This is a genomic window from Nocardia pseudovaccinii NBRC 100343, from assembly GCF_001613225.1.
GTDB classification, from domain to species: domain Bacteria; phylum Actinomycetota; class Actinomycetes; order Mycobacteriales; family Mycobacteriaceae; genus Nocardia; species Nocardia pseudovaccinii.
Genome location: NZ_BDBY01000377.1, coordinates 1 through 14,641 on the forward strand (window position 1 = coordinate 1; position 14,641 = coordinate 14,641).

A 14,641-nucleotide genomic window follows, 5' to 3' on the forward strand; every position below is an offset into this window, starting at 1 on the left:
CTGCGTTGGGGGCGGGGCCTGTTGGGGTGGGGCCGGAGGGGGTGCTTGTTGGGTTGATGGCTCCGGCGTTGGGGCAGGGGCCGGAGTGGGCTGTGGCACCTGGGAATCCGGGGTGCTGGGCGGAGCCGGGGTGGGTTGCGGTGCCTGGGTATCCGGGGTTCCGGGGGCCGGAGATGTCGGTGCTGGTGTCGTTGAGTCCGGAGTTGGTTGTGGTGCTCGGGATTCCGGAGTGGAGGGCGCAGGTTCCGGGGTGCTGGGTGCCGGGGTCGGTTGTGGCGCTTGGTATTCCGGGGTAGAGGGTGAGGTTTGGGGGGCCTGTATGCCGGGCTTGGGTGCCGACGGTGTCGCGCCTGGTGTGCCGGGTAAGGCGGGGGGTGTGGGGAGGGCGGGGACGGCGGTGCCTGCCATTTGGTAGGCGGGTTTGTAGATCATGTTTATGGCGAGGACGGCTTCTTGGCGCAGCGCCTCTTCCGCCATTTGCGCATTGATCACATGGGCGGCTTCGAGCAGCCGGGCTATGGTGCCGATCGGGCCCGAATTGCCCGGTGGCACAACGGCGATCTTCACGGCTTCGGCGGCCGTGGCCACCGCGCCGAGGCGGGTGCCGACCTGTCCCATGATCGCGGCGAGTTCATCGACCGAGTCGGCGTAGCTGCGGGCACTCGCATAGGCGGCTTCGGCGGCCGCGCCCTCCCATGCCATCGAATTCATTACCCGATCCGAACCCGCCCTGGTCAGCGGAAACGAACTGGCCAGCGTCCCTGCGACTTCCAGCCACGTGACCGATGCGTTGAGGATCTGCGCGGCGTCGATCTGCTGGGTCTTGGCGTAGATCTCCTCATGCTTCATCGACTCGAAATGCTCCATCGAGCTGATGTAATCGGGATCATTACCGCTCATCGCCGCGCCTCGCAGACGTTTGTCCCTGCATCCTGACCCGCGCGACAGCCGCCTTGTGCGGCAGCACCACTCATCGCGGCACCCGCGTTTCGATCGCACGCAGCGCCGCGGCGTTCGCGGCATCGGCCTCCTCGAACAGCCCGCCGCTGATCAGGAACGCCTCTTTCATGCGGTAGGCGGCTTCGATGTAGTGGTCTAGCAGGGTGGCGGCGTCGCGGGCCTTGTGCGCGAATCCAGCCTCCAATTGCTGTGCGGAGATGAATCCACCGAAGCCGTCCAGTTCGCCCGCCGATTCGAGGCGTTGGCGTAGATAGATGAGTCGGTCGGCTTGATTGTCGTACATTTCGGCGCAGCGTCGCGCCGCGTCCGGATCGAACTTGACGGTGCCCGCCTGTGCCTCCTGTTTGAAGCGGGCAATATCGGCTCGGCTGCTCTCGATCGTCATGAACCACACCCCCGGGGATCGGTCGGTCCGCCTCAGACTAACCGTTAGCCATGCCTCCGGATGAAATAGTTCCGGCCGGTGGCGGCTTATCGGGCCTGCACGGGAATACGTTTCTGCAGCTGCGTAGCGAGTTGGTCGGCCGAGGCGGGCACGATGTGCACGGTATCGCCCGCCTTGATCAGATAGCGGCCGTCGCCCTTGACGTCGATCCAGGTGTAGTGGATCGGCGGCTGCGGCGACGGGTGGTCCAGCCGCCCCTCGATCCGGATATGTCCCTCGGCGGTATGCGGCTTGAGCAGCAGCCGCCGGATCGAGGGCACCGCTCGCTGCGCTACGACCACGGTCTCGTCGTCGCGGATCGCATCGGCGGAGGCTGCCCGCGCCGGTTCGTGTCCGGCCGGGACCGCGGGCAGCAATGCGGCGATCCGCGCGCCGAGCTTGGCACTGAGTCCGATCGAAAGTCGTACGCGCCCACCGAAATCCGGTCCGGCGCCGGGTTCCTGGATGGCGAGGACGGCGCGGTCGTAGATCGCACAGGCCAGCAAACGGATCTCGGTGCCGGGACCGTGCCCGCCGCCGATCGCCACGATCCTGGTCTGCGGTGCGGCCATGATCCGCAGGCACGCCGATAGATCCGGATCGCTGCGCGGCGGTAGTCGCTCCTCCAGTTGTGCGCGCAATTTGTCGGCCTCGGTCTCGGTTCTCGGGGTCTCGAGAATGCGCAGCGGATACGGGTGACGGTCCACTTCGGTCTCGCGCCAGACATGGGCGAACTCGTCCGGGGTGAAGGTCCAACCCACGCCGAATCACTCCTTACAACCCATGAACGTCATCGCGAAGCTTACTGGTGCCTCTGGGCGTTCGAACCAAGTCTTTACCAAGCAGTACCCAAGGTTTGCGGGCTAACGTCGAAAGCAAATCTCGGATATATCCAGACAGCCCCTTCGGTTTGCGCTGCCTTGTTGTGCCGGAGCGCCTGCTCCGGTGCGGTGAACGGGGGTGATGGGAGAAAAGTCTTGCAGGTACTCGGACCGTGGACCGACTCGGCGACATTTGCCGCGCTAGGCGGGGGTAAAGCGCGTGGGTTGTACACCTTGCACAATGGTGGCTTCCGGGTCCCGGACTGGGCGGTGCTCGGCACCGACGTCTTCAACCGGTTCCTTATCGAGACCGATGCGGACGCCGATTTGGCGACTATTGTGTTGAATGTCACATCATCGGACGATCTGGATTCGGCGCTGGCCGCCGGTGCGGAACTACGCGCCGCGATCGTCGATGCGCGACTGCCGCAGCCGGTACTCGAACTGATCGCCGATGCCTACGGCCGCCTGGGGGCGGGCGCGGTCGCGGTTCGATCGTCGGCGGTCGTCGAGGACGGTCCCGGCCAGTCCTATGCGGGCCAGTTCGATTCGTTCCTCAATGTCAACGGTGTCGACGCGGTCGCGGCGCGCGTGCGTGACTGCTGGGCTTCGGCATTCTCGGAACGGTCCATCCGCTATGCCTTCGCGCACGGACAGCCGCGCGCCGACGCCATAGCCGTTGTCCTGCAACGTCTTATCGATGCGCGGTCCAGCGGAGTGATGTTCACCGCAAACCCGATCAGCGGCGCCGCAGACGAATTGGTCGTCAGTGCGGTGTACGGGCTCGGCGAGGGGTTGGTGTCGGGTGCGGTGGACGCGGATTCGGTCGTGGTCGACAAATCTTCCGGCAAGGTGCTGGAAACGACTGTGGGGGACAAGGATCGACGCTATACACCTGCGGGGGAGCAGGGCTGTACGACGCTCGAGGTCGAGCCGCAGCGCCGCCAGAGCGCGGTGCTCGCCGACGCCGAACTGGCCGAATTGGTGGAGTGGGGACGCAAGCTGGAGGCCGACTTCGGTGCGCCACAGGACATCGAGTGGGCCATCGATGCCGACGGCCTCTGGTTCCTGCAGTCGCGGCCGATCACCACGGCGGTGACCGACGGCCCGGTGCGCGGTGCGGTACTGCGCGGCGCCGGTGAGGTGCTCGCCGACGGCGACGAGCGAATCTGGGACAACTCCAACATCATCGAGAGCTTCAGCGGCATCACCTCCCCACTGACCTACACGACCGCCGCCGACATCTACGGCCGCGTCTACCACGGCTACGCCAAGTCGCTGCGGGTGCCCGACGCGCAACTGCGCCAGACCGATCGCTGGACTCCGGTGCTACTCGGCTACTTTCACGGCCGGGTCTATTACAACCTGCTGCACTGGTACCGGATGGTCGGCATCGCACCCGGATATCCGTTGAACCGGAAGGTGCTGGAGGCCGCGCTCGGCGTCGACGAACCGCTGCCCGATGAGATCGCGAAGACCTTGCGCCCGTTCACCTTCCGCACGCCACTGGCCCGGCTGCGGTCGCGGGCGATCACCACGGTGACCTATGTGCGGCGGCTGTTCGGTATCGACGAGATGGTCGAGCGCTTCATGACCGACTTCTACCGCGTCTACGACGAATACGACGCACTCGACTACTCGACGCTGACCGGCGAACAGGCCTACGCGGCTTATCGCAAGGTCGACCGGGACCTGGTCGAGCGCTGGGGTCCGCTGATGGTGCTGGACGCAATCCTGTTGACCTGCACCGGTCTGATGTATCTGCTGACCAAACTGCTGCTGCCGAAGGCGCCGGAGTGGTTCCTGTACGCCGTCGTCGGCCCCGGCGCGGATGTCGAATCCGCCGAACCGGCCCGCGCCATGACCGAACTCGCGCAGTTCGTTCGCCAGGATCCCGAACTGGTGTCGTTGATCAATTCGACCGCACCGGAACAGATTTACGACGCCGTGCGTGACCGCAGCGAATTCCGCGACCGGATCGAGGACTACATCGATCGCTACGGTTACCGCAGCCTGGACGAACTGAAGCTGGAAACCCCGGATCTGCGCGAAGAACCCGCGAGCCTTTTCGTCATGCTGCGCAGCGCGATCGGCCGCGTCGGGGAGGCGGCACAGCACAGCCGCGGTGCGGAGGCCGACGAGTACCTGGACGCCAATCTGCGCGGCTTCCGGCGGCGGATCTATGAACGCCTGCGCGGCAAGGTGAATCGGTGCGCCGCGCATCGGGAGCGGCTGCGGTTCTGCCGCACCCGGGCCTTCGGCATGGTCAAGCGGATGATCCGGGTAATGGGCCGAGATCTGGTCGCGCGCGGTGTCATCGACGAATTCGACGATGTCTTCGCCCTGACCGTCCACGAGTTGCGCGGCTGCTACGACGGCAGTGCCGTTTCGAGCGACCCGCAAGTAGCCACCAGCGGCACCGTTTCGAGCGACCTGCAAGCAGCCGCAAGCGGCACCGTTCCCAGCGACCCGCAAGCAGCCACCAGCGGCGGCCTGCGCGATCTGGTCGCCGCACGGAAAGCCCAGCGCGCCAGGGACGCCGAGCTGGTCGCCCCGGCCCGCTTCGTCACCTCGGGGCCGACCTTCGGGCGCGCGGAGCTCGCGTGCCAGGGCTGGGTACCGGTTACCGACACCCCGGCCGCGACTGTCGGCACGGTCCTGCCCGGCACGCCGTCGGCATCCGGAATCGTCGAGGGCGCCGCGGTGGTCGTCGACGAGCCACGCGACGTGGCGGGCGGCATCCTGGTGGCATACCGCACCGATCCGGGTTGGGTGGCCGCGCTGCCCTCGGCGTCGGCGCTGGTGATCGAGCGCGGCAGTCCCCTCACCCATGTCGCGATCGTGGCACGGGAGTTGGGAGTTCCGACGGTGGTCCAGGTCAAGGACCTGACCAAGAAGATACGTTCTGGTATGGGAATACGGGTCGACGGCACGAACGGTACCGTTACCGTGCTGTCGGGAGGAGAGCTGCGGGATGAAGCCGGATAAAGACGTTGCCGCAGTGCGCAATTGGCTGGCCGATCCGGCGCGCGACGCCGGGATCCACCTGGCCGACGAGGCCGACGGCTGGGAGTACCGCAGCTATCACGATCTCGCGGAACTGAGCTGGTCGATCGCGGCGCGTATGCGCGAACACGGTATGGGCAGCGGCGATGGCGCGTGCGTGATCATGCCGACCGGATTCCACTGTGCCGCCGCATTTTACGCAGTGTGGGCCTGCGGTGGGGTCTTCACCCCGGTCGCGCCGCCGATGTTCGGTGACCTCGACCAGATCATCGCTCATATCGCGGCCATTCTGGAGCAGGCCCGGCCGCGATTGGTGGTGACCTCGACCGAGTTCGAGCAGTTGGTGCGCAAAGCTGCGGAGGCGGCGGGCCGCGCGGACGAGCCGCTGGTGATCGATGCCGCGAATCCGGGTCCCGCGCCGATGGAGCGCGAATTCGGCGAGCCCGATGAATGCGCGCTGCTGCAATTCACCTCAGGGTCCACCGGTACGCCGCGCGGGGTAAGGGTCAGCTGGCACAACCTGGCCAACAACATCGCGATGATCTCGACGCTGATCGACTGGCGCCACGGCGAATCCATGGTCTCCTGGCTGCCGCTCTATCACGACATGGGCCTGGTCGGCGCGTTTCTCACCACCGTGACCAATCAGGGCGAGCTGTATCTGATGCGCCCGGACCAGTTCGTCCGCGATCCGGCGCGCTGGCTGCGCGCCATGTCGCACGCACAGCACACTCCGTCACCGTCGTTCGCGCTCGGTTATGTGGCGCATCGCGTCGCACCGGAGGAGATCGCGGATCTGGATCTGTCCGGCTGGCGCACGCTGGCCGTCGGATCGGAGCCGGTCGAGGTGGCCGACCTCCAGTCCTTCGCGGGTCTGGCTGGCCGACAAGGCTTTTCGACCGACGCCTACACCCTCGCCTATGGTCTGGCCGAGGCCACGCTGATGGTGACCTCCTCCGCGCGCAACCGGCCCGTCACCGCACTGCGGCTGGACAATCCGAATCTTCGCTTCGGCCAACCCATTACGATCCTGGCCGAGGAATTGCTCGACGACACCCACCGTGTCGAGGGCTCCGGGTGGATCACCGGACTCGGCTACTCGACGCCCGAATCGACCGTGCGAGTGGTCGACGAAGACGGCCGGGAACTGCCCGACGGCACCCTCGGTGAGATGATCGTCGTCGGGGATTCGGTCGCGCTGGGTTACTCCGGCGAACCGAGCGCCGGTTCGTCGACGCGAATCGTCGAGCGGGTGCTGTTCACCGGTGATGCCGGATTCCTGCACAACGGAGAGGTTTTCGTCCTCGGCCGGATGGGGTCGAGCCTCAAGGTACGCGGCCGGTCGGTGTTCATGGAGGACATCGAATCCCGGGTGGCTCAGGAAACCGGAATCACCAAGGGCAAACTCGCCGCCGTCGCGATCACCGAGGCCGGTGCCCAAGGCATCGCGCTGTTCGCTGAATCGGCACCCGGAGACTGGATTGCCGAGGCACGCAGGATTATTCGCGGTGAACTCGGTCCCGCGCAGACGGTGCACATCGTGACCGGCCCGCGCGGCATCATCCGCCGCACCTCGAGCGGTAAACCGCGGCGTCGGCATATGTGGCAGTTGTTCGCGGACGGCGCGTTGGCGGGCGCGGTGGTGCACGCGGTAGACGGCACTACCGAATCGGCATCGCGCACGGACAGCCCGGCTACCGACGACGCCGTGCCCGAGCCCGCGCTGCCTGCCGAACGCGTGCGACAGTTGCTCGATCGGACATTGGAAAGTGTTGCGGTACCGCCTGATTCGACGGTCCTGTTCGAAGGTTCGCTGGCGGAGGGATTCGGCAATGCCGGATCCGATATCGACTTCCTGGTTGTCGCCCCCGGTGACGAGGAGTTGCCGACACTGCCGACCGTGTTGTTCATCGATGGTCGGCGCGTTGAGGTGCGGACGCGGTCCGAGACGCAGCTGCGCAATCAGCTGGAGCTGGTGGCGAGTGGTTCGGACAAGATCGACGAGGATCTGCTCAACCGGTGTCAGCGATTCCTGCGTGCGACCGTGGTCCGGCCCGGGGCGCCGAACGTCACGGAATTGCGTGCACTGCTACCGCATTCGAGATTTATCGCGCTTGCGGCCGACTGGTGGACTCGGCGCGCGACGCAGGCGCTGCGATACGCGGTCGCGCTGCGGGCCCTGCACGCCGAGGCCGAAGCCGCCGACTGGGCACGCGACGGACTGCTCCAGGCGATGAAGGGCTGGGCTGCCCGCAAGGGCGAAAGCTACCTGGAAACCAAGTGGCTGCCGCATCAACTCGACCGCATCGGAACCGACGCGCTCATCGACCGCTACAACGACCTCGTCGAGCCGACCGAACACCTCGCGTGGGAACAGGTTTGGCAGCTGGCGGCGCGGCTCGGCGTGCCCGAGATCGCCGATGATCCGCACCAGATCCTGTTCGCACGCCGTCCAGGAGTCACCACCTGGACGATCGGCGGGCACATCCACGTGATCCGGGACGATCGCGACGTCTTCGCACTGTCCGACACTGCGGCCCGTGCCTGGCGTTCGGTGGTGTTCCGGCATTCATTGCGCGATGTCCTCGGCCGTGCCGAACATGACATCGCCGAGGATCTGCTCGAGTTCCTCGGACTCGGTCTGGTCGGATTGCAGTGGCGCGGAGGTGAACTCATCGAACCCGCGCTGGCCATGTGCAAGCCGGTCAAGCCGTACACCCCGGTTCCCCACGCGGCCGCGCCTGCCCTCGGTCTGACCGGTGCCACCCGCGACGATGTGATCGCGACATTGTCGCCCCTGCCCGCAACCAGATTCACCGAATGCGCGCTGAATCTGGTGTGGTCCAACGTCGTGCTGGAGAACGCCAGAGAGGACCTGGCCGGTGCGGTCAAGAACTCCCAGGGTGCGGTCGCCGATATCGCGGCACACCGGCTCATCGCCATGGCGGTCCGTGTCCTGTTGTCCGCATTCGGGATTCATTCGCTGCCCGCCGATGTAGCGCCCGCGCAGACTCTGCGGCGGCTGTTGCCGAACCACGCCCTGCGTCGTGACGATCTACTGACGCAGCTGGAATCGGCACGACGGGTCCGTTTCTCGGAGATAATCGGAACGGGCGGAGATACTCTCGCGGGTCTCGCGGTGCTGGACGACTTCGTCACCCTGGTCCGATGGGTCGCGGCGGGGGCGGAGACGACAACGGGATTCCCGGCCTCCTTCGATTCACGTGAGCAGTGGCGGCGCACGCTGGCGATCGGTTACGACTGGCTGCGCATCGCCGGGTATCTGAATACCGACCTGCCCCTGGACGAGGCCCGCGATCTGCTGGCCTCCGGTGGCCAACAACCGCATCTGCGGGAAGGAGAGCTATGAGGGCGGCATCGCGCAGCGATCCGATGAGGGATGGTGGCCGGGTGACGGGTGGGCCCGCGGTGGCTGGCACTACGACTGCCGACAAGGTGCGCCGGATTGTCCTGACGATGGCCCCGGAGCCGCCCGCGGAATTGTCCGATGAGCACCGCCTCGTGGAGGATCTCGGCTTCGATTCACTGCGCCTGATGGAACTCACCGTCGTCCTCGAGCGTGCGTTCGAACTGCCGCGCTACCGACCCGAGCAACTGGTGGGTGTGCGCCGGGTCGATGCCGTGATCGCCCTGGTCTCTGGCAGTTTGGCCGCTGCCGAGGTACCACTGTGAACTCCGGCGATACCGTACTGGTGACCGGTGCGGCCGGACTGGTCGGTGCCGAGGTCGTCGCCAGGCTCGCGGCCGCGAGCCAACCGGTTGCCGCTGTGCTGCACAGCAATTCGACCATCGTGCGCAATGACGGGACCCTGATCGAGGCCGGTACCGCCGTCGCGGGTGACGTGCGGTTGCCCGGATTGGGCCTGTCCGTGCGCGATACCGAGGATCTGGCCGAGCGGGTCGGCATCATCGTGCACTGCGCGGCCACAACGGCATTCGACGCATCGGCGGCTGACTACGAGGAACTCAATGTGGTCGGCACCGCGAATGCCATTGCGCTCGCACGCGAGTGGGAGGTGCCGCTCGTGCACGTCAGCACCGCTTACGTCTGCGGAATGCGGGGCGGCACCATCACCGAGGACGAACTCGGCGCCGGTCAAACCTTCGGAAATGGCTATGAGGACAGCAAGTTTCGCGCCGAGAAGCTGGTGCGGGCGGCCGGGGAGCAGGGCCTGCCGTGGGCCATCGTGCGCCCCGGCATCGTGACCGGAGCGAGCGATACCGGGACGATCCGGGAGTACAAGAACCTCTACACCGTCGTGAAACTCATGGTCGAGGGCAAGCTACGCTCGCTGCCCGGCCGCTACGACGCGACGCTCTCGCTGGCGCCGGTCGACCATGTCGCCGATGTAATCGCCGCGACCGTACTGGATTTCGACTCCGCACAGCATCGCACGCTGCACGCCCTCGGCCGCGACACCCTCTCGCTGCGCGAGGTCTCCGATGTGCTCGCCGAATATCCGTCCTTCGAGGTCGCCACCTTCGTGCCGGAGGCGACCTTCGCCGAGGACGATCTCGAGCCGATCGAGCGCGAGTACTACCGCCGCATCGGTTCGCTCTACACGAGCTATTTCCGGCGGCGGCTGGTATTCGACACCACCCGCGCCGACGTGCTGCTGGGGAAGCCGTCTCCGGCGAGCGGCAAGGAGTATCTGCGGGTATTGCTGGACTACTGCCTGGAATCGGGATACCTCGGCATGCCGCTGCCCTCGATAGCGGACATCCTGGCCAGCGACTTCGACGGAGCGGCCTCATGAGTGAGTCGCTGCGGGAATTGCTGAGCCCGCTGACGCCGTCGCCGCAGAAGGTCGACGCCTACGTCTGCGACACCTACGTGCAGGAATCGGTCGACCAGCTCGATCGACTCGGCATCGACGCGGCCGAATTCGCCAGGGAGCATTCCCTGCTGCTGCTCAAGCCGGACGCGATTGTCGCGCGTTCCGTCGACCCGACATTGAATTGGCTGGCCGACAACGGTTTTCGGGTCGTCAGTGCCTTCCGTGTCCCGGTCGACCGGCATCTGGCCCGTGCGCTGTGGTACTTCGCTTGGAATATCGCCTCTCCCGAACGCCGCCGCCTGGCCGATCTGCTGGTCGCCATCTCGGATGTGCTCGTACTCGTCGTGCACGCGCCCGACGGTGAGCTGCCCGTACCGGTGCGGCTGACCGAGGCGAAGGGCGCCACCGATCCGCGCAAGCGCCGCCCCGGTGAGCTGCGGTATTTGCTCGGCCGTCACAACTACTTGCTGAACCTGGTGCATTCGCCCGACGATCCCGCCGACGTACTGCGGGAACTCGCCATCTACCTGGACGAATGGAGCCGGGCAGCGGTGATCGCACAAGCCTGCACCGGCACGGACCGCGCGGCGGACGCGGCGGCGATCGCCGAGGAACTGTATGCGCGCACACCCGCGCGCAGCTTCGATCGGGCGGACGCGCTCGACCGGGTGCTACACGATTCGGCACGGGGCGGTAGGACGGCCCCATCCGGCTTCGATCCTGCCTCGGATGCGGACTGCGCGCAGTTGCTGTACCAGGCCTGGGCCGATGGCCGGGAGCTCGATCCGTGGTCGGCGATCGTACTCGGATCCTATGTACTTCCCATGCGGACCGGCACCGCGTCGCAGACGTTGCGGCCGGTGTCCGCCGAAGAATGGTTGGAGGGTCGAACGTGACCACAGACGCGGCCGCTGTACAGACGGCGAGCCATACCCGCACGATCTCCCGGGAACTCGCACACCGATGCGCGGTCTCGGAGGTGTTCGTCACCTCATTGGACGCCGTGGGCGAGCACACCTTCGTCGCTGGAGCCCAATTACCAAGAATGCATGCGTATTACGGCGATCACGCCGGATCGCTCGCGGTACGCCATGATCCGCTGGTGGTCATGGAGGCGGCCCGGCAGGCCGCCATCGCATTGACGCACAAGTTCTACGGAGTGCCGAACGAAATGGCATTCGTGGTACGCACTTTCAATGGCACCGGATCCGACACCGCCGCCTGGGAGGTGCGCACCGCGCCCGCCGACCTGGTGATGCACGTGCGTGTTCCGCAACGTCATCAGCGCGGTGGCGTGCTGCAGGGGCTCGATATGGTGCTCGAGATCGAATCCGACGGCGCGCAGATGCTGACTGTCGACGGATCCTTCTCCTGGGTGACCGGGCGACAGTGGTCGGGGCTGCGCAGCGGATTCCGGGACAGCCTGGGGCTCGGCGAGTTTCGCGGTGCCTCGGCACTGACCGAACGCGCCGCACCCGCCGCGGTGGGCCGGGAGAACTGGCGCAATGTGGTGATCGGCGCGCCGGTGCGCGACGGCGCGGTCGCACGGGCGCGGCTGGTGCCCGATCTCGGCCATCCGTTCCTGTTCGACCACCAGCTCGACCATGTGCCCGGCAGTCTGCTCATCGAGGCCTGCCGTCAGACCGCATTGTCGATGGTCGTGCGCGACCTGCCCCAACTCGAATGTGTGGCAAGCACTTTCGACCGATTCGTGGAGCTGGACCTGCCTGCGGAATGCAGCGCGGAGATCACCGATCAAGGGGCGGGCAATACCGTCATCCACTGCGAGATCCTGCAGGCCGATGCCGTGGCCGCCCAGATCGATCTCGAATTCGCCGAGGACGCACTGGTTTCCGAGGCCGATACCGAAGGAGTCTGATGGGCGAGGCGTTCTCGGGCACCGACCTGCTGACCACCACCCGCGCCTTCCGCCGCCGCCTCGACCCGACCCGTCCGGTCGCGCGCCAGGACCTGCTGGACTGTCTGGATATCGCGGTGCACGCGCCGAGCGGCACCAATCGCCAGCCGTGGCGCTTCCTGGTCGTTCAGGATGAGGAGACCAAACAGCAGATCGCCGAGTACTACCGAAAGGGTTTCGCCGCTTACCTTTCCGCGCGTACACCCCGTCCGGACCAACTCGGTGACCTGGCCTCCGGGCAGCATCTCGCGGCGCATCTGCACGAGGTGCCCGCGCTGGTCATCGTATGCTCCCTCGGTCGCCCGCCCGCGGACGCGTCGCCGCTGTTGCTGGCCAGTTTCTACGGCTCGATCTACCCGGCGGTCTGGAACTTCATGCTCGCGCTGCACGAACGTGGGCTCGGCTCCACCATGACGACCGCACATCTGGCCTATGAGCGAGACATCGCCGACCTGCTCGGTATTCCGTTCGAGCAGGTCACCCAGGTCGCCATGCTGCCGGTCGCGCATCTGCTGCCCGGCACTCGGGGGCCGAGCCTGCGGCGCACTCCCGCCGCGGAGGTGACCATGTGGGATCGGTGGAACGAGGCATGAGCGAGGTCGCTCGCACGTCGTCCCCTGGGTTCCTCGATTCCGTGGTCCGCATCGGCCGCTTCACCGCGGTTATGTACAAACCGCACTATGTCCTGTACGGCGTGCTCTGGGTGCTCGCGTTGGAGGGCATCGCGGCCCTTGTGTCACAACCGGATTCGGCCTGGCATCCGACCGGGTCCACGGTTCTGCGCATCGTCGTCGTCGCGTTCGTCCTGCTGTATCTGCGCATGGTAGACGAGCAGAAGGACCTCGACTACGACCGCGTGCACAACCCGGACCGCCCGTTGGTCACCGGTGCGATCTCCGCCACCGAACTCCGTGCCGCCATGGCCGTCATCGCCATCGGTGCGACCGCCGCCAGCGCGACGCTCTCGGTAGTCTCCGCGCTCATGATCGCCGCCGTCCTCGCCTACGGCCTGGCGCTGTGGGGTCTCGAGCGCCTGTCGGCGACCATTCGAACCGATATTCTGGCGAATCTGGCCGTCACCTATCCGGTTCAACTCCTGGTCACCGCCTACGTCGTCCTCTCTGCCGCCGACACCGGTGAGGTTCGCGCCACCTGGAAGACCGCGGCCGTGGCCCTGATCTTCGCGGGCGCGTTCTTGCAATTCGAATTCGCCCGCAAGACATCTCGCACGCCACGCACCGAGGAGCACTTCTACTCCAATGCCCTCGGCGCAACCGGCAGCACCGCATTCGGACTGCTGTGTGCCGCCATCGCCGCCGTCACCGACATCGCCCTCGTCCAACCATGGACGCATACATCAGCGCAAGCGGTGGTCGCCTGGATTCCGTTGGCACTCTTACTGCTTCCCATCTGGGGAGCAGTGAAGTTCGTGCGCGGCGGCAAGCCGGACTATCCGGTGCTCCCGGCTGTCCTGTTCATCCTGACGATGTACACAGTGCTGATCGTGCAGGCGATCACCCTGACGTAAATCCGACGACCGCAGCCGATTTCAGCCGATCGGCAAGCACGCCGACCCGAGATCGATGCCCGTCCCGACCCGCACCACAACCGAGCCCACCGACTCCGGCGTGTAGTTGCCGCCCACATACTTCGCCCGCACCGTGTGATTGCCGGTCGTGGCTGGCTTCCAATCGACCTGGGCGGTCAGCGAAACACCATTCGACGGAGTCGCCTTGTTCACCGTCGGCGTGACACTCCCGAGGAACGTTCCGTCATCCCAGAACTCCACCGGCGGAATGTAATTCCCGAGCCCGAGCGCGGAACTCCCTGCCACCGTTGCCTTCACCTGCGCCGTACATCCGGTGGCCGCCTGCCCCGGTAGCGTCACCGTGGTGGTGACATCCCCCGGTGCGCCGACGGCGGCGCCGGACGCCAGCAACGAACCGCCTCCCAACGCAACGACTGCGGTGATAACCGCGAACCCGGACGAGATACGACGAACAGCTGTGACGGCCATGTTGGCTCCTGCACTCGCGAAACTTCGACCGGTCCAGTCTCGACACAGGCTCGCCCTATCGCAAGATCTGAAAGGCCTCAGCCGCCATAGAGCCGGATGAAATCCTGGGTGGGGTCGACCGCGGGCAGCGTGTAGGACGAATATGTCGGCTCGACCGGGGTCTCTTCGACGTACCGGTCAGGCTCCTTCGGCAGGTGCCGCCACCGGGCGCGCGGGTCCGCGACTTCGCTCTCGAAACTTTCCGACGTCATGATCGAGCCCTCCCGAATTGTGCTACCTACGAGGCTACCTGCGCGAATGAGTAGCTGTAATGAGTAGTTCGGCGGACGTCGGGTCTGCCGGTTCCTTCGTAATCTCGCCGCAACCACCGCACCCGGCGGTGGCGCGAGGTAGGAGAAACGATGCCGTACATCAACATCACCCGCACGCCCGGAGTGGGCTTGCCGGAATACCAGGCGGTCGTGGCCGAACTCGGCGATGCGCCGGTCACGGGACAATTGCTGCACATCGTCGGAGTGTCCGACGGGGCACTGCACATCGTCGATGTCTGGGAATCGGCGGCCGCCGCCGACCGATATGCGGCCGAACGGCTGTTCCCGGCATTCGAGCGCGCGGGGGTGCGTCCGGGTCCGGATGCGAGCATCCACGCCTTCGAAGGCGATGTGAGCACCGACGGCCTGACCGAACGATCGTAGT

Annotated in this window: 14 protein-coding genes; 9 read left to right on the forward strand and 5 right to left on the reverse strand. The window is 66.2% G+C overall.

All coding sequences use genetic code 11. From position 1 onward, the window contains the following. The 3 genes from NP3_RS40950 to NP3_RS40960 all read right to left on the reverse strand — a co-directional run. Positions 1-900 (reverse strand): hypothetical protein (locus NP3_RS40950; protein WP_063047080.1); only part of this gene is annotated, 900 nt, incomplete at its 3' end. Positions 901-970: 70 nt separating this feature from the next. Continuing rightward, on the reverse strand, positions 971-1,345 hold the full coding sequence (locus NP3_RS40955; RefSeq protein ID WP_063047104.1) for a hypothetical protein: 375 nt from the start codon (positions 1,343-1,345) through the stop codon (positions 971-973). A gap of 86 nt (positions 1,346-1,431) precedes the next feature. Further along, complete coding sequence (locus NP3_RS40960; protein ID WP_063047081.1) at positions 1,432-2,145, reverse strand: ESX secretion-associated protein EspG; 714 nt, start codon at positions 2,143-2,145, stop codon at positions 1,432-1,434. A gap of 216 nt (positions 2,146-2,361) precedes the next feature. Here NP3_RS40960 and NP3_RS40965 point away from each other — a divergent pair, with 216 nt between their 5' ends. The 8 genes from NP3_RS40965 to NP3_RS41000 are packed head-to-tail and all read left to right on the forward strand — an operon-like array spanning position 2,362 to position 13,456. Beyond that, the gene (locus tag NP3_RS40965) at positions 2,362-5,193 is read left to right on the forward strand and encodes a PEP/pyruvate-binding domain-containing protein (RefSeq protein WP_063047082.1); all 2,832 of its coding nucleotides are present in this window, start codon (positions 2,362-2,364) and stop codon (positions 5,191-5,193) included. Further along, positions 5,180-8,581 carry an AMP-binding protein gene (locus NP3_RS40970; RefSeq protein ID WP_063047083.1) on the forward strand — a complete coding sequence of 1,134 codons (3,402 nt, stop codon included), beginning with the start codon at positions 5,180-5,182 and terminating at the stop codon, positions 8,579-8,581. The genes NP3_RS40965 and NP3_RS40970 overlap by 14 nt, the downstream gene beginning before the upstream one ends. Beyond that, positions 8,578-8,904, forward strand: coding sequence for an acyl carrier protein (locus NP3_RS40975; protein WP_245721322.1), 327 nt, complete (start codon positions 8,578-8,580; stop codon positions 8,902-8,904). Before NP3_RS40970 ends, NP3_RS40975 begins: the two co-directional genes overlap by 4 nt. Beyond that, the gene (locus NP3_RS40980; protein ID WP_063047084.1) at positions 8,901-9,989 is read left to right on the forward strand and encodes an SDR family oxidoreductase; all 1,089 of its coding nucleotides are present in this window, start codon (positions 8,901-8,903) and stop codon (positions 9,987-9,989) included. The genes NP3_RS40975 and NP3_RS40980 overlap by 4 nt, the downstream gene beginning before the upstream one ends. After that, positions 9,986-10,906, forward strand: a complete 921-nt coding sequence (locus tag NP3_RS40985; protein ID WP_063047085.1) for a nucleoside-diphosphate kinase — start codon at positions 9,986-9,988, stop codon at positions 10,904-10,906. The genes NP3_RS40980 and NP3_RS40985 overlap by 4 nt, the downstream gene beginning before the upstream one ends. Then, positions 10,903-11,889, forward strand: a complete 987-nt coding sequence (locus NP3_RS40990; RefSeq protein ID WP_245721323.1) for a ScbA/BarX family gamma-butyrolactone biosynthesis protein — start codon at positions 10,903-10,905, stop codon at positions 11,887-11,889. The genes NP3_RS40985 and NP3_RS40990 overlap by 4 nt, the downstream gene beginning before the upstream one ends. Next, positions 11,889-12,521: a nitroreductase family protein gene (locus NP3_RS40995; RefSeq protein WP_063047087.1), complete on the forward strand. Its 633-nt coding sequence runs from the start codon at positions 11,889-11,891 to the stop codon at positions 12,519-12,521. The genes NP3_RS40990 and NP3_RS40995 overlap by 1 nt, the downstream gene beginning before the upstream one ends. Then, entirely contained in the window at positions 12,518-13,456 is a 939-nt protein-coding gene (locus NP3_RS41000; protein ID WP_063047088.1) for a UbiA prenyltransferase family protein, read from the forward strand. Before NP3_RS40995 ends, NP3_RS41000 begins: the two co-directional genes overlap by 4 nt. Before the next feature lie 21 nt (positions 13,457-13,477). On the opposite strand, the gene NP3_RS41005 is transcribed toward NP3_RS41000, so the two are convergent. Both NP3_RS41005 and NP3_RS48630 read right to left on the reverse strand, forming a co-directional pair. Continuing rightward, entirely contained in the window at positions 13,478-13,945 is a 468-nt protein-coding gene (locus tag NP3_RS41005) for a hypothetical protein (RefSeq protein WP_063047089.1), read from the reverse strand. 77 nt (positions 13,946-14,022) lie between these two features. Next, on the reverse strand, positions 14,023-14,196 hold the full coding sequence (locus tag NP3_RS48630; RefSeq protein WP_157124888.1) for a hypothetical protein: 174 nt from the start codon (positions 14,194-14,196) through the stop codon (positions 14,023-14,025). Positions 14,197-14,346: 150 nt separating this feature from the next. Between NP3_RS48630 and NP3_RS41010 the strand changes: the two genes are divergently transcribed. After that, the gene (locus NP3_RS41010) at positions 14,347-14,640 is read left to right on the forward strand and encodes a hypothetical protein (RefSeq protein WP_063047090.1); all 294 of its coding nucleotides are present in this window, start codon (positions 14,347-14,349) and stop codon (positions 14,638-14,640) included. Position 14,641 lies beyond the last annotated feature (1 nt).